General features: G+C 65.7%; 9 protein-coding genes. 3 read left to right on the top strand and 6 right to left on the bottom strand.

Translation table 11 applies throughout. From position 1 onward, the window contains the following. Positions 1-117: 117 nt before the first annotated feature. Positions 118-2,592 (bottom strand): UvrD-helicase domain-containing protein, encoded by a 2,475-nt coding sequence (locus AC30QB_RS07945; protein WP_489545660.1) that lies wholly within the window; start codon positions 2,590-2,592, stop codon positions 118-120. On the opposite strand from AC30QB_RS07945, the gene AC30QB_RS07940 reads away from it, so the two are divergent. Both AC30QB_RS07940 and AC30QB_RS07935 read left to right on the top strand, forming a co-directional pair. Further along, positions 2,587-3,339, top strand: a complete 753-nt coding sequence (locus tag AC30QB_RS07940) for a hypothetical protein (RefSeq protein WP_489545659.1) — start codon at positions 2,587-2,589, stop codon at positions 3,337-3,339. The genes AC30QB_RS07945 and AC30QB_RS07940 overlap by 6 nt on opposite strands. Positions 3,340-3,439: 100 nt before the next feature. Then, positions 3,440-4,417, top strand: coding sequence for a GMP reductase (locus tag AC30QB_RS07935; RefSeq protein WP_489545658.1), 978 nt, complete (start codon positions 3,440-3,442; stop codon positions 4,415-4,417). 126 nt (positions 4,418-4,543) lie between these two features. On the opposite strand, the gene AC30QB_RS07930 is transcribed toward AC30QB_RS07935, so the two are convergent. Further along, positions 4,544-7,564, bottom strand: a complete 3,021-nt coding sequence (locus AC30QB_RS07930; RefSeq protein ID WP_489545657.1) for a YncE family protein — start codon at positions 7,562-7,564, stop codon at positions 4,544-4,546. 296 nt (positions 7,565-7,860) lie between these two features. On the opposite strand from AC30QB_RS07930, the gene AC30QB_RS07925 reads away from it, so the two are divergent. After that, positions 7,861-10,578 carry a winged helix-turn-helix domain-containing protein gene (locus AC30QB_RS07925; protein WP_489545656.1) on the top strand — a complete coding sequence of 906 codons (2,718 nt, stop codon included), beginning with the start codon at positions 7,861-7,863 and terminating at the stop codon, positions 10,576-10,578. Between the two features lie 9 nt (positions 10,579-10,587). On the opposite strand, the gene AC30QB_RS07920 is transcribed toward AC30QB_RS07925, so the two are convergent. Genes AC30QB_RS07920 through AC30QB_RS07905 form a run of 4 tightly spaced genes read right to left on the bottom strand, consistent with a single transcriptional unit; the run spans position 10,588 to position 15,262 of the window. Continuing rightward, positions 10,588-11,805: a toxic anion resistance protein gene (locus AC30QB_RS07920; RefSeq protein WP_489545655.1), complete on the bottom strand. Its 1,218-nt coding sequence runs from the start codon at positions 11,803-11,805 to the stop codon at positions 10,588-10,590. Next, positions 11,792-12,490 (bottom strand): hypothetical protein, encoded by a 699-nt coding sequence (locus AC30QB_RS07915; protein WP_489545654.1) that lies wholly within the window; start codon positions 12,488-12,490, stop codon positions 11,792-11,794. Before AC30QB_RS07915 ends, AC30QB_RS07920 begins: the two co-directional genes overlap by 14 nt. 16 nt (positions 12,491-12,506) lie before the next feature. Beyond that, the gene (locus AC30QB_RS07910; protein WP_489545653.1) at positions 12,507-14,150 is read right to left on the bottom strand and encodes a vWA domain-containing protein; all 1,644 of its coding nucleotides are present in this window, start codon (positions 14,148-14,150) and stop codon (positions 12,507-12,509) included. After that, entirely contained in the window at positions 14,147-15,262 is a 1,116-nt protein-coding gene (locus AC30QB_RS07905) for a hypothetical protein (RefSeq protein WP_489545652.1), read from the bottom strand. Before AC30QB_RS07905 ends, AC30QB_RS07910 begins: the two co-directional genes overlap by 4 nt. Positions 15,263-15,316: the final 54 nt, after the last annotated feature.

Raw genomic sequence — 15,316 nt, 5'->3', positions numbered from 1 at the left:
AGCCGGTTGCCCGACGGCCTTGGCTGCCTTGGCGCCGCACGCAGCACACCGCACGTCGAACGTCGAACGACCGCATCCACACCAGCCGAAAGTCAGCAAAGAGCCGCCAACCGCCCCTCAATCCACCGGCGTCAACTTGGCGATCGCCAGCGCCAACCATTTGGCGCCGTGGCGGCCAAAGTTGACTTGGGCGCGCGCATCGGCGCCGTTGCCCTCCAGCGTCAGCACCACACCCTCGCCAAACTTGGTGTGAAACACCGACTGGCCCACACGCAGGCCGTGTGAGGGAGGGGTCTTGCTGAGCATGGGCGGCGGTGCCGGAAGCGCTGCCGATTGGGTGTAAGGCGCCGGTCGCCCGGCCACCCGTCCAGCACCCACCACCGACCCGGACCCCGTGCCGCGCTGCCAGGCCTGCTGGTACTCCTTGGCATAACCCGAGCCAAAACCGGCGTTGCGCGGCGTCAGCCATTTCAGCGCACCCTCAGGCAACTCTTCCAGAAAACGGCTCTTGACGTTGTAGCGGGTCTGGCCGTGCAGCAGCCGGGTTTGTGAAAAGCTCAGGTACAGCCTCTTGCGGGCCCGGGTGATGGCCACGTACATCAACCGACGCTCCTCCTCCAAACCGTCAGCGTCGCTCATCGAATTTTCATGCGGGAAAAGCGACTCCTCCAGCCCGGTGATGAAAACGCAATCGAACTCCAGGCCCTTGGCCGAATGCACCGTCATCAGCTGGATCGCATCCTGACCGGCCTGTGCCTGGTTGTCGCCAGCCTCCAGCGCGGCATGTGTCAGAAAGGCAGCGAGCGGAGAGACGATCTCGCCCGTTTCTGCGTCGGGCGCCAGGTCTACCGCGGCCAGTGCGGCAGGCGTGCCGGTGGTGGGGTTGCCCGCCGCCATGGACCCCGGCCCGTGCTCGTCCACCGGCAGCGCCACGGCGTCCTTGCCAAAACCTTCTTGCGTGACAAAAGCCTCGGCGGCGTTGATCAGTTCTTGCAGGTTTTCGATGCGGTCAGCGCCCTCCCGGTCGGCCTTGTAGAAGTCCATCAGGCTGGAGTCGGCCAACATCTGCTCGATGATCTCGCGCAGGGTCAGGCCTCGGGTGGCCTCACGCAGCCTGTCGATCAACGCGTTGAAGCCCGCCAGGTTGCTGCCAGCTTTGCCGGCGATCGCGCCCACGCTCTGGTACAGGCTGCGTGCGCTGGTCCGGGCAGCGTCCTGCAATTGCTCCACCGTGCGTGCGCCGATGCCACGGGTCGGAAAGTTCACCACCCGCACGAAAGAGGTGTCGTCGTTCGGGTTCTCCAGCAGCCTCAGGTAGGCCAGCGCATGCTTGACCTCAGCGCGCTCGAAGAAGCGCAGGCCGCCGTACACCCGGTACGGCACACCGGCGTTGAACAGCGCGCTCTCCATCACCCGGCTCTGGGCGTTGCTGCGGTAGAGGATGGCTATCTGGCTGCGCGCGGTGCCACTGCGGTGCAGGTGTTGCGCTTCCTCCAGCAGCCACTGCGCCTCGGCGTAGTCGCTGGTGGCCTCACTCACCCGCACCGGCTCGCCGGGGCCAGCTTCGGTGCTGAGGTTCTTGCCCAGACGCCGGGTGTTGTGGGCGATCAACGCATTGGCGCTGTCCAGGATGTTGCCAAAGCTGCGGTAGTTGCGCTCGAGCTTGATGACATGCGCGACGCGGTACTCGCGCTCGAAATCGGCCATGTTGCCGACCTGCGCACCCCGGAAGGCATAGATGCTCTGGTCGTCATCACCCACCGCGAACACGCTTTGGCCGCTGCCCGAGGCTGACGTGGTCGTCGCCCGATCAGGCGGCGGCGCAAACATCTTGATCCAGGCGTACTGAAGCCGGTTGGTGTCCTGAAACTCATCGACCAGGATGTGCGCAAAGCGGTGCTGGTAGTGCTCGCGAAGCGCGGTGTTGTCACGCATCAACTCATAGGTACGCAGCATCAGTTCGGCGAAATCAACCACACCCTCGCGCTGGCACTGGTCCTCGTAGGCCTGGTAGATCTCGACCATCTTGCGCGATTGCGGGTCTTGCGCGGCCACGTCCTTGGGCCGCTCGCCGTTGTCCTTGCGCGCGGCGATGAACCAGCTGACCTGCTTGGGCACAAACCGCTCTTCGTCCAGCGCCATCGCTTTGATGATGCGTTTGACTGCCGACAGCGAGTCGGCAGTGTCCAGGATCTGGAACGACTGCGGCAGCCCCGCCAGCTTCCAGTGGGCGCGCAAAAAACGGTTGCACAGGCCGTGGAAAGTGCCGATCCACATGCCGCGCACCGCCACCGGCAGCAGGGCTGAGAGCCGGTGCAGCATCTCCTTGGCCGCCTTGTTGGTGAAAGTCACCGCCATCAGCCCGCCCGGCGACACCTGTCCGGTGGCCATCAGCCAGGCAATCCGGGTCGTCAACACACGGGTCTTGCCAGAGCCGGCACCGGCCAGGATCAGACTGGGTCGGGCCGGCAAGGTGACGGCGGCCAACTGCTCCGGATTTAAACCCCTGAGCAAAGACCCGGTGCCGGGCACGGCGGCGGGATCGGCAGCGAAGTCGCCTCCCGAATCGGCCTGAGAATACTGTTCATGCATCCATCGATTCTAGAAGCCGGGCGCAGGCCGTGCCCCGTTATCCTGCCGCTGGTCTTGGCGCTGGTCTGCGGCGCTGCGGCTGCTGCAAAGCCGACAGCCGCAGCGCCACGCAGTGCCTGCCCACCCACCCAGGCCGCCACGCTGGAGCGGTTGTTTTCGGCCGACTGCGCCGATTGCTGGTCAACGCCGACTGCGCAGGTCCCGCCAGCAGCGCCTGGCGCCATCCAGCCGGGGCCAGCCACCTGGCGTTTCGACTGGATCTCGCCCGGCGCTGAGGGCGCCCCGTTGGCCGCCGCCGCCTTGCCCGAGGCGGCAGACCGGATCGCGCGGCTGGGTCTGGCCTTGCCCGGCACGTCGCAAACGCTGCAGCAGGCGCACGCCGCACCGCCGCCGCTGGCGGGCCTGCGCTTGAAGGCAAGCTCCGGCCCGGCCTGGCAAGGTTACTTCGGTGTACAGCTCACGCTGCAGACCCGCCCAGGCACTGCCCTGCCGGCGGGCAGCACCGCCTGGCTGGCCCTGGTCGAACAGGTGGACGCCGGCAGCGACGGCACGCCTGTCGCCAGATCGCTGCTGCGCAGTGTGGCAGGCCCACTGCCCTTGGGTACGCTGCAGCCCGGCAAGCCGCTGACCCACCTGCGTGCCCTGCGTTGGCCTACCAGCGCCGAACCCACCCGCCTGCAGGCCCGCGCCTGGATCGAGGGGCCGGACGGCCGCCTGCTGGCAGTCGCTGCCGACGCCTGCCGCTAATGCCTGGCGCTGGTGCCGATCGCCGATCACGGCGCCTGGCCCTGGCCTTGGCAACGGCGCACCAGGCGGCAAAATCACCGCCTCACGAAAGCAAACCGCCATGGACATCTTCGACTACGACAACATCCTGCTGCTGCCCCGTCAATGCCGGGTAGAGAGCCGCGCTGACTGCGACCCTTCGGTCGAGTTCGGCGGCCGGCGCTTCAAGTTGCCGGTAGTACCGGCCAACATGAAGACGGTGGTCGATGAACACATCACCGAGCAGCTCGCCCAGTCGGGCCATTTCTACGTGATGCACCGCTTTGATCTGGACGCCATCGCCTTTGCCCGGCGGATGCGCGACAAAGGCTTGTTTGTCTCGATCAGCTCGGGCGTCAAGCCGGAGGACGTCGCGGTGATTGACCGGCTGGCGGCTGAGGGCCTGGGTGCCGACTACATCACCATCGACATCGCGCATGGCCATGCCGAGAGCGTGCGCCGCATGATCGGCCACATCAAGGACAAGCTGCCGTCCACCTTTGTGATTGCCGGCAATGTGGGCACGCCCGAGGGCGTGATCGACCTGGAAAACTGGGGCGCCGATGCCACCAAGGTCGGCGTGGGCCCGGGCAAGGTGTGCATCACCAAACTCAAGACCGGCTTTGGCACCGGTGGCTGGCAGCTCAGCGCGCTGAAGTGGTGTGCCCGCGTGGCCACCAAACCCATCATTGCCGACGGGGGCATACGCGACCACGGCGACATCGCCAAGAGCATTCGCTTCGGCGCAGCGATGGTGATGATCGGCTCGCTGTTTGCCGGGCACGAAGAGTCGCCGGGGCAAACGGTGGAAGTCGACGGCAAGCTCTTCAAGGAGTACTACGGCTCGGCCAGCGACTTCAACAAGGGCGAGTACAAGCACGTGGAAGGCAAGCGCATCTTGGAGCCTATCAAGGGCAAGCTGGCTGACACGCTGCGCGAGATGCGCGAAGACGTGCAGAGCTCAATCAGCTACGCCGGCGGCACGCGGCTGGCCGACATCCGCAAGGTCAACTACGTGATCCTCGGGGGCGACAACGCGGGCGAGCACCTGCTGATGTAGGGGCCGCGGGCGCGGCCTCTCGGTTCGCGGCCGACCAGCCCCGCGCCGGACAAAAAAAAGCCCGCGCATCTGCATGCGCGGGCACCAATAGACTCGGTTCTTCCTTTGAACCAGGTCCTCCCTGTATCAGGTACCGAAGGCCAGGCGTGGCCCGGTGCCTGGCACAGCACAGGTGTAGGTCGCCTCCTGGCTGCCAGCGAGCGCGTTGATGCGCAGCTGGCCGTCGGTTACGGCAGCGCCGCTGGCGTTCTTGAAGCGGTCGCTCGCCGGGTCGTACAGATAACCCACCATGACGCCCGCACTCGGCATGCGCACGACGAGGTCGCACTCTTTGCTCAGCCCACCCAGCACTTTAGAGGTGAAGGGGGCGCGGGCGCGTGACTTCAGCAGGTCGATGCGCGCCCCGGCGCTCGACGTGGTGAGCGGCCCGTAGGTCACCTGCTGCCCCACCACCGGCGCCAGGTCGCTGTCGAAGGCGAGCAGGAACTGCTCGACGTCGCGCTGCATCGGCGCGGCAGCCGCCGCGTCGTAGGGGAAGCCCATGATGCCGAAGCTGCTGCCCATCAGCCGCAGCGCAAGGGCGTCGGTCGGCTTGCCCTTGTGCAACTTCTCGTACAGAACCTGCGGGTCGCTGAAGTTGAGCAGGTTCATGAAGCGGAACAGCGTGTCGAACTGCCCGTCATGGATGAAGCCAAAGCCACGCACCTGGTCGCCCATGGGTGGCGAGCCCGGAATCCGCACGATGTCGACCTCCTTCGTGCCCCACATGCCAACCTTGGTGTACAGGTCGCGCAGGTGCGGCACCTTCAGGATCTGCGTCTCACCCTCGAAGTTGGCCTCGCCTTGGGTGCCGAAATGGCCCGTGGCAGGGTCCAGTCGGTGGCAGCCCTGGCAGGTGAACGAGGCAGGTCCGGTGCCCGCCTGGTCGGCCAGCGGTTGCAGGCCCGGCAAGCCATCGAACGAACGCGTACTGCCGTCAGCATTAAGCGGGCCCATGTAGATCACGCGGCCGCGCTCCTGCGCCGCCGTGAACGAGTTGTCGAGCGCGCGTACCGGGTTGGGGGGCAACTGCACCTGCAGCTGGAAGGCGGTGAACTTCTCCATGATCTGCACGTCTTCCGCGGTCGGACCAGTGGGCGGCGTGGGCTTGCCGAGCAGGCCGCCCAGGGCGACGATGAAGTTCTTGAAGTTCAGCACCTCGTCGTCGCCGTAGGCGGCGCGCTTCATTGTGTTGTCGGGCGAGCCGGTGTAGCCGTCCACACCGAAGAAACCGTTGGATCGGTCGCCGCGCCAGTGCATGGCCCCGGAGTTGCTCATGCCCCTCAATGATTGCGTGGTCATCGGCCCCTTCATCGGGTGGAAATCGTCAACGACGTTGGTGCCGTTCAGGTTGCTCACCAGGAACTGAATCTTGCCGATGTCGATCCCGCCCGGCACGCCGGGCGTGGTGGACACGCTCGACAGATTGAGCGGGATGGGGCTCTTGGCCACGCGGTCGTCCGGGTTGCCGAGATCCCAGGCCAGGTCGTCCTTCTCACCGAAGGTGTGGCAGCTCGCGCATGAAGATTCGCCATTGCCCGAGGTGAGGTTGGCGTCATAAAGCGCCGACCGGCCGGCGATGGTGGCGGCCGATTCGGGGCTGGGCATGGCAGCGGCGCCGATCTCGCGGCGCTGGGCCAGGTCGATCACCTTGACCGCATTGTCGAAGCGCGTGGTCACGTAGAGTCGGTTGCGGGCCTCGTCGAGCACCAGGCCGCTGGGGCCGCCGCCGCTCACCGTGATGTAGCGCGCGCTGTCCACCGGTGGGTTGAAGGTGTCTGCCTCCAGCGCAGCGGTGCCGAACACGCCGACCTTGCTGGAACCGAAGGCGGCCACGTAGAGCGTGCCGCCGTTGCGGCTCACCACCATGTCGAGCGGTGTCGACAGGCTGTGGTTTTTGGCGCTTGCGTCGAAGCCGGCCTGGCTTGCGAGCTTGCTGTAGTCGATGTGCTTGTTGAGGTGGCGAGGTGTGGCAGTGCTGCCGTTGACCACCGTGATGCGCGTCTTGGCGATCTGGCCTTGCACCGTGCTGCCACCGAAGACGCCTGGACCTTCGAAGCGGAGGTGGTTCATCGCCTCGGTGTTGGACACATACAGCTTGCCGGTGACCGGGTTGGTGACCATGTTGAAGAGCGTGGTGCCCACGTGTGCCACCGCCGCCTTCTGGGTCAGCGCGTTGGCATCGACGGCGAACACGTCGAGGTCGGGCAGCGCGAACCCCACCGCCATGCTCCAGTCGCGGCCGACGTTGTCCAGCCACCGCTGCGAAGTGTTGTCGTACTTGACGATGAGCGCGGTGGCCGGCGCACGCTTGCCTTCGGCGTTGGTTCCCGGGCCGGGCAAACCGCCGGGCACGGTGACGCCGTTGCGCACACAAGGCGTCGCAGAGAAATCGGGGCAGATGTAGCTCGGGTTGATCACCGTCGTCTGGTTGCCCGACTTGAACGCCGCCACGTAGACCGTGTTCTTGTCCGGGCTCACGGCCAAGGCGCGTGGTGTGTCGGCAAAGAAGCTCATGATCTTGACCGGTGTGCCACCGACCGAAACGCCCAGGAAGGCGGGGTCGAACACCCATACGTCGGCGCGGCCCACACCCGGCGTGGTGAGCTGTGGGTCGCCCGCCCCCGGCACGTTGGCGAGTGACGGGTCGCTGCGCTGCTGCCCGCGGTGCGCCGTGGTGATGAAAGCGCGCTGGCCGGCACCTGCGAACACGATGTCGCGCGGTTCATCGCCCACCAGCAGCGTGCGCGTGACACGCAGCACGCCGCCCACCAGCGACACCACGCTCACGCTGTCGGAGAGGTGGTTCACCACCCACACCTCGCCGTTGTTGCGCGCGGCCACGGCCACCGGCTCCAGGCCCACTGGCACGCGGCCCGCGACGGTGATGCCGCCCGAGCCTACGTTGAATATCTCCAGGGTGTTGTTGGGTGTGTTGACTGCGAAGAGTCGCGTGCCGTCGGGCGACATGGCGATCGGCCGCACATGCCCGCTCTCGAACTCGACGGGCGCGGCCTGCGCCGGCACCAGCAGGGCCGGCACCACCATCAGGGCCCACAGGGCACTCAGCCGCCCTTTTCGTTTGGGCGTATCCAGGTTGTTCAGCATCGATCGTGTCTCCATCGTGGTTGTTGGGATGAACTCCCTCGGTCGCTCTGGCGCGCGACTTTTCCCCGAGGTCTGGGGCTGCCGGCACGGTAGCTGCGGCATCGGGCGCTTGCACCGTTCAAAAGGATGGGGGAGAAATTGTGAGCACTGGTGGCAACACGCTTGGCTCACGCAGCGCTGGCCGCTAGAGTCCCGTGGCGGCGCGCGCTGTTGCGCACCCAGCAGAGGAGCCAGCATTGAACAGGCCTGTGCACGCAAGCGAGCTGCCATCCCCCCGTCTTGAAAGTGCGCCCGCCTTGTTACCGCGCGCCCACCTCATTCACGCCAAGCTGCGGCCACCGCAACTCGCCTCGGCCCTGATCGAGCGCAACACCCTGTTGGGCGCGATCGACGAGGCGGCGCAGAAGAAGCTGCTGCTGCTGGTGGCGCAGATCGGGTCGGGCAAGACCACGCTTCTCAGCCAATGGCATGCGCGCGCGAGCACACAGCGCCCCGTGGCCTGGCTTTCGCTGGACCCACATGACAACGACCCGCGCAGTTTCTTCTCGTACCTGGTCGCCGCGGTGCGCACCGCCGTGCCCGAGTTCGAGGCCTATGTCACCGGACCCTTGGGCGATGAAGGGGAGCTGCCCCTGGCACACGTGACCGCGGTGTTCCTCGAAAGCCTGGGCCGCATCGAGGCTGACCTGGCCATCGTGCTAGACGACTTTCAATGGCTCAGCGGCGAGACCGTGCTGCACGCCTTCCGCGAGATCCTGCAGCATTCACCTGCCCATGTGCGATGGGTGATTTCGAGCCGGCGCATGCCGAATCTGCCGCTCAGTCAACTCAAGCTGCAGGACCAGTTGACCCGGCTCGGCACCCTCGATCTCAACCTGGGGGTGGCGGGCATTGCGGAGCTGAGCCTCAAGCTGCACGGGCGCAAGCTGGCGGCCGCCGACGCCGAGCATATCCACGGCTGCACCGAAGGCTGGGTGGCGGGCGCCAAGCTGGCGCTGCTGTCGGCCGACGACCCGACCCACCTCAGCGATGCCTTGCAGCGCTTCAGTGGTTCGCATCAAGACGTGGTGCGCTACCTTGCGGGAGCGGTGCTGCATGACCAACCAGCAGAGCTGCGCGAGTTCATGCTCGTCAGCGCCGTGGTCGACAAAATGAACGGTGACCTGTGCAATGCGCTGCTGGGCGTCACCCACAGCGACGACCTGCTGGAACAGCTGGAACAGTCGCAGCTCTTCGTGCAGCCGCTCGACAACCACCGCCACTGGTATCGCTATCACCTGCTGTTTCTCGACTTTCTCCGTAGCAGCCTGGCGCGGGAGCAGCCACAGCGCATCCCCGCGCTGCACAAGAAAGCCAGCCACTGGTTCGCCGAACACCAGATGACCGAAGAGGCACTGGTGCACGCCTTCGCCGCGGGCGACCGCGCTTGGTGCGTGGAGCTCACCTCACGCTGCGCCCGCAGTTGGATGGAGAACGGTGAAATGCTCGAGATCCGGCGCTGGGCCGAAGAGCTGACACCCGCTGAGATCCTGAGCGACAACGGCTTGAGCTGCGCCTACACCTTGAGCCTGATTCTTTCGCGGCGCTTCGCCAGTGCTGGCGAGATGCTGCGCCAGGCGCGAGCGCATTCGGCACGCGTAGGCCTGGCCGGCAGCCGTGAGGAGCAGGAGGCGCAGCAGTTCCGCCTCAAGCTGCTGACCATGGTGATGCGTGCCGATACCTCAGACGAGCCACTGACCTTCGATGTCGACGTGCCCACAGGCGGCAGCCCCGACGCCTTCTACACCGGCATCCTCATGACAGCGCAGGCCTCGCGCCTGCTGCGGCGCAACCAGTTCGACGCTGCAAGGCGCCTGGCCCTGCGCGGCCGCGACGTGGGCCAGCAGGCCAATAACGTCTATGTCATGAGCTACGGCGAGACGCTGGTGTGCCAGGCAGATCGCGCGCAGGGCCGCTTCAAGGCGGCCGGCGAGGTATGCGAGCGCATCTTCGCGGCCGTGAAGGGTGCCCCGCGCAGCCCGGCCTGGGTCAACGCCGCCATCGCGCTCGCCTGTTCTCGCTACGAGCGGAACCGGCTCGCCGAAGCGCAGGGCTTGTTGGTGGAGCTGCTCCCGTTCATCTCGGCGGTATCGACGGTGGAGAACTTCGTCACTGCCTACACGGTGCTCGCCCGCCTCAAGTCCATCCAGGGCCGGCATGAAGAAGCCTTTCAACTACTCGACTACGCGCACAGCGTCGTCGAGGACGGTAGCCACCCGAGCTTCCTGGCGCAGCTGTGCTTCGAAAAGGTTCGCCTGCATCTGCTGCAGGGCGAGCTTGAGCGGGCGGACGCCACGGGCAAGGAATTCGGCCTCGCCCAGCACGCCACGCGCGGCGACTGGAAGTCTGCCCGCGAGTACGAAGAGCCCTGGGGTCGCCGCGGGTTTGCGCAGGCCTTGCTGTGGATGCACGCCCAACGCCAGGGCGAATGCCAGGCCTTGCTGCAGGTGCTGCGCGACAGCGCCCAGCGCGCCGGCCACGTCTACCGCCAAATGCCGCTGGAGCTCGCCCAGGCGGTCTGCCACTGGCGCGCCGCGCGCGTGGAAGAAGCCTTCGACGGGCTCAACCGCTGCCTGGAAACCACCCGCTCCCTCGGCTTCGGCCGCGCGGTGTTCGATGATGTTCCGGCGCTGCCGGAGCTGATCGCGGCCGCGTCGAGCGCCGGCCGCTTGCTGGGCCCACCGCCGACGAGCTACATCAAGCAGCCGGCGGCACCGGCGCCGGGCGACAGGCCAATGCACTTCAGCAGCAGCACCATCGCCCGCCCTGCTCCGCCGCTGGAGCCGCTGACGGTGCGCGAGATCGACATCTTGAAGCTGGTGTCCAAGGGCTATTGCAACAAGGCGATCAGCGAAGCCTCGTGCATCGCGCTGTGCACGACCAAGTGGCATCTGCGCAATGCCTTTGCCAAGCTCGACGTGAACTGCCGCACCGCAGCCATCGCCCGCGCACGAGAGCTGCAGCTGATCGACTGAAGAGCCTCTTTACAGCGCCACAGGCCCCTGAATCTGCGCCTTGCCGGCCTCGCGCGCCTGCTGCTGGCGCACGCGGTCGAGGTACTGCTCGCTGCGCGTAAGTTGCTCGGCCATGATGGCGTTGTTCTGGCCCATCACGTCAATGGCCTTGGCGCGAAAGGTGTCCATCGCGTCCATGGCCTTGAAGGTCTGGTCGAACATCTCCTTGATCTTGTCGATGCCGATCATGGGGTTGCTGGCGAACTGCGCGGTGGCGTCCACATGGTTGTTGAGCTGCTTGCCGGTCTCGCTGATGAGGCTGCCGATGGTGGCGTTAACGCCCTGCAGCATTTCCATCACCTGGATCTGGTTGCCGGTGGCACGCGCCACGGTCTGCGCCACAGCCAGCGCGCTCATGCCGGTGGTGGCCACGCGGCTGCAGCCGTTCATCATTTCGCGGCCGGTCTTCTTGAGCACGTCGAGTGCCAGGTAGCCATTCACGCACACCGCCTGCTGCGTCAGGATGTCAGACAGGTTTTGCCGCGCGTAAAACAGCACCTCTTGCTGCAAGGCGGTGGCGCGTTGCGGGTCGGTGGCCTGCAGCTCGTTCACGCGGGCGGCCAGCTTGGTGTCTAGTGTTGTGGCGAAGTGGGCGGCACCGGCAAGCTGCTGCATCGCGTCCCACAGCTTGGTACGCGTAGCTTCGATGTCGACGATGTCGCGCTGCACGTCGTCACGCGCGGCGTAGAGCTGGCTCATCGACTTTTGCAGCTGCGAGCCCGCACTCTCGAACTTGCGGAAGTAGGCCTTCAGCTTGCTGCCGAAGGGGATGATGCCGAGGATCTTGTTCGGCGCCAGAAGGTCACCTTCGTTGCCGGGGTTGAGCTTGTCGAGATGGCCACGAATGTCACCGATCGCCTTGTAGGCCGAGCTGTCTTCGGCGCCCACAAAGTTGCGCTGCAAGAAGCGGCCTTGCATCAGGCCCGCAGCGTTTGATATCTCTTCACGGCCGAGCGCAAAGGCGCTGTCCAGCTTGGTTTTGAAGGCGCTGCTGTGCACGTCTTCGGTCATCAGCGCGTCGATGAAACGGTCGACCTGGTCGTCGACCGCGGTGGCGAGGGCGGGCTTCAGAGGGACGGCGGCCTGGGTGGCCTCGGCCGGCACCGGCGTGATCACTTCGGGTGGCGTGAGCTGGAAGTTGGGTGTGAGGGGCGTGGCCACGGTGGGGGTGTCGTCAAAGTTTGGCATTGGGGGCCTCCGTCGGGGTAGATGTTTCAAGCAACGCGTGGTTGCCGAACTTGTCATGCAGGAACTTCGAATGCACCAGGAAGGCATGAGCATCTTGGCTGGCCAAGTCGTCGCCCAGCTGGGTCACCTTGCCTTCGAGCTCCACCAGCGTGTCGCGAAAGATGTCTTGTGCCGTCTTGCCATCTTGCAGCACGCGGCTGCTGGCGTATTGCGTGGGGATGGAAAGGTAGGCCTTCAGCGCATCAGGCAGATAGGAGATGGCGATGTGCCGCGCATGGAAGCCCTCTTGCAGCGACAACGCACCCTTGCTGCGCTCCCACTGTGCCAGCAAACCTTCGAGCGATTTGCACAGCTCCAGCGCCTTGGCTTGCAGGCTGGCGGGCAGACGGTTCTCGGGGTTGTACTGGACCAGGCCGCGCACCCCGCTGAGCGCTCGGCTCATGGCTTCGCGGGCATCGCCGTCGTCACTGAATTCGAGCGCGTCTTCCCACATCGGGCCTCTCAGCTTGGGGAATCCCAGCCACAGACCACCCGACACGAAGCCGGCGGCGTAGCCGAGCACCGCGAGCGGCAGGCCTGCAATGCCGATGAGGTCGAGTGCTTTCAGCACGAGCACCACGGTGGCCAAGGCCAGCCCGACCCAGTTGGCAGGGCTCAGCAAGACACGAAGCAGCTTGTCGATCATCACTCGCCGTCTGCACTCATTGATAAGCCCGTATGTCCTTGAACACCGCATACAGCGGCGTCTTGCGCGCATCGAAAACCCTGCCGCCGGTGGTCTGCACCAGCGCCTTCAGGTCAGCCTCTTTCGCCTCGCCAAACAGCACCATGAAGACCGGAATGCCGCGCACGTCTTCGGGCAGTGCGGCATAAGCCTGCTGAAACTGCTCCAGGCTCTTGCCTTTTGTGTTTTCGCCATCGGTGAACGCGACCACCGAGTACTGGTAGCTCGGGTTCTTGGCCTTCTGCGCCAGCATGTGCTGCAGGGCGGCCAGCACGCTGTCGTAAAGCGCCGTGCCACCGGTCATGCGCAGGTTGTCGGCGTAGGTGCGCACGTCGGCCAAAAGGGCCTGCTTGGCTTCAGAGTCTTCTTGCACCTGCACGCCCTTGGCCTGCGGCCGGCCGGCCGGCAGCTCGAAGTAGGTCATGCGCCCCGGCTGGTCAGAGAAAGGCAGCATCCACACCCGCTCGCGGTTGGTGAGCTTGGCCAAGCGCCCCGTCAGCGAGCTGTCGGCACCGGCCACGTAGTGCAGCGCCTGCACCAGCTGCGCACGGCGCCCCTGGCCTTCCATGCTGCCGCTGGTGTCGAGCACGAAGGTGCTGGCGATGGGGCGCCGGAACTCATTGAGGTAGGCGTCGATCAGGCCATCGGCCAGCTGGCGATCGGGTGAAAACGGCAGCTCGATGCGCATGCCTTCCTTCGGGAACAGGTCGCCCACGGTGGCGGCCACCTCGCCGTTGATTGGGCGGCGCAGGGTCTGGCGCGCCAGCCACTTCTGCGCATCGGGGCCCTTGAGGTAAGCCACGACCTTCTCGTAGTCGTCGCGCCGCTCGTCTTTCAGCAGCATGAAAGGGTAGTCGGCGGTCGACACGCCCTCATGCGGGTACACCAGCACCAGCTTCTCGCGCAGCTTGCCGCCGCTGTTGAGCGAGAGCAGCCAGCTTTCGTAGTTGATGAAGCTGTTGACCTGGCCGGGTTGCGAGCCCTGTTGTTCGATGAACTTCTCGGCCAGGTAGGTGGAGTTGTCTCCGACCAGCTTGTAGCCCTTCAAAAAGCCAGCGATGGCGCCGCGGTCAACGTCGGCCGCCGTCAAGGCCTCCGCCTTGTTGCTGGCTGCTGCCACCACGCCCATCAGCGCCATGAAGCCCTGGTTCGAGGTGGCGGGGTTGGAGAGTGCGTAGACGAGCTTGCCTTGCGATGCGGCCTGGGTGATCTCTTTCCAGCCCACCTTGGCGGCCACCGCGGGGTCGTCCCAGCCCAGGCGTTTGGCCGCGGTCTGGCTCACACCCACGGTAATGGGTGACAGCATGATCTTGTCTTGCAGCTTCACGCGGCTCTGGCCCGCGGGGTCGCTCAAAAGGTACTTGGCGTTGGCGAACCAGGCGGCGTCGGCCGCGGTCTTGCCGCTGAGCACCGCTTCGGTACTTTCCATGGTGCCGCCAAAGCTGAACTTGAGGCGCACGCCGGTGGCCTTTTCGACCATCTGCTCCAAGGGTTGGGCGTCTTTCAGGTCGCTGGTGGCGAGCACGGAAAAGGCCGGCTTGTCGAGCGCCGGCGGCGCTTGGGGCTCTTGTTTGCCGCAGGCCACCAAGGCCAGCGCGAGCAGGGCAAGCATCCATTTCATTGCGCCATCTCCTTGGTCACCACGTCGATCATCTCGGCCATCAGCTCGAACGACGGCGGGTCTATCACCTGCGTGATGCGCTCCTCCACCGCCAACCCGGTCTGCTTGACGGCCTGCATGAAGACGCCGCTGTCCGCCACCCGGAAGCCGTAAGACACCGCAATGCGCTGCAGCTCGGCATTGCGCGCCAGCAAATCGGCCAGGGCCTTGGCGCGCTCGCTCACCGCGATGAAGACAACCTTGTTGACGATGGTGGGCTGGGGGTAGAGCAGCACCATGTCGGCACCAATGCCCTTTTTCTCCAGCGCGTAGTTGACGAGCTGGTACTCGTAGATGAAGGCCATGGGCGTCTTGCCTATGCCGATGGCGACGTAGTCGTCGAAGTTGCCGTTGACGTAGTTCTCTTGGTAGCCCTGGCGCTTGAACAGCTCGGCCAGCTTGGCGGCCAGCGGCACCGCGGTGGCGCGGTCGGTCACCACGTCGCCTTGCACCGCGTAGCTGCTCAGCGCCAGGTACATGGCGGCCGAGTTGCTGCGCCGCACGTCAGTGGTGGACACCAGCACGCTGCGGCCCACGTCATAGGCCTTGGCGTCTTTCAGGTCCTTCCACTTCTTCTTGGCCAGCATGGCCGCGGTGAGCTGGGCCATGTCGACGCCGTAGGTGCGGTCACCCAGCGGCTTGGCCATGCCGTTGGCGACCAATATGTGGGCAATGGGCGCCCAGCTGGCGATCACCATCGGCGAGTAGAACGGCGACGACTGCGCCACTGCAACGCCCGCTTTGCGTGCCGCGTCACTCACCTGGTTGGCCGCCACCACGCCCGAAGGGAACAGGAAGTCAGGCATCTGGCCGGGCACGACCTTGGTGGCCATTTCGCGGCTGCCCACGCGGGTGAAAGCCACGGGCAAGCGGTTGTCGGCCAGGATCTTGCGCACCCGCTCGTCCTTGAAGAAGGGCTCGACATCGAGCGCGATCACACCGGTGAGATCGGTGGCGCTCGAAACGGCCAGCTCGGCCACGGCCGCCGTTTGCCCGCGCAGGGCGAAAAACAGCGCCGCCCCGAACCCGACCAACAAGGCCAGGGTCAGAAAGACTTTGCTGAGTTTGGACATGAAATGCACCCCCTTGTGGCCCGGAAGCATAGCCGGTGCGCCAAGCACGCCGCC

It is taken from the genome of Rhizobacter sp. (genome assembly GCF_046595475.1).
Classification (GTDB): domain Bacteria; phylum Pseudomonadota; class Gammaproteobacteria; order Burkholderiales; family Burkholderiaceae_C; genus Rhizobacter.
The sequence above is the reverse complement of the archived record's forward strand: the minus strand, read 5'-3'. Positions and strand labels throughout refer to the sequence as shown.

Bases quoted from the DNA above. Each gene is read 5' to 3' on its own strand.
- AC30QB_RS07915 (WP_489545654.1), bottom strand. From the start codon at position 12,490: ATGATCGACAAGCTGCTTCGTGTCTTGCTGAGCCCTGCCAACTGGGTC.
- AC30QB_RS07905 (WP_489545652.1), bottom strand. From the start codon at position 15,262: ATGTCCAAACTCAGCAAAGTCTTTCTGACCCTGGCCTTGTTGGTCGGG.
- AC30QB_RS07945 (WP_489545660.1), bottom strand. From the start codon at position 2,592: ATGCATGAACAGTATTCTCAGGCCGATTCGGGAGGCGACTTCGCTGCC.
- AC30QB_RS07940 (WP_489545659.1), top strand. From the start codon at position 2,587: ATGCATCCATCGATTCTAGAAGCCGGGCGCAGGCCGTGCCCCGTTATC.
- AC30QB_RS07930 (WP_489545657.1), bottom strand. From the start codon at position 7,564: ATGCTGAACAACCTGGATACGCCCAAACGAAAAGGGCGGCTGAGTGCC.
- AC30QB_RS07910 (WP_489545653.1), bottom strand. From the start codon at position 14,150: ATGAAATGGATGCTTGCCCTGCTCGCGCTGGCCTTGGTGGCCTGCGGC.
- AC30QB_RS07935 (WP_489545658.1), top strand. From the start codon at position 3,440: ATGGACATCTTCGACTACGACAACATCCTGCTGCTGCCCCGTCAATGC.
- AC30QB_RS07920 (WP_489545655.1), bottom strand. From the start codon at position 11,805: ATGCCAAACTTTGACGACACCCCCACCGTGGCCACGCCCCTCACACCC.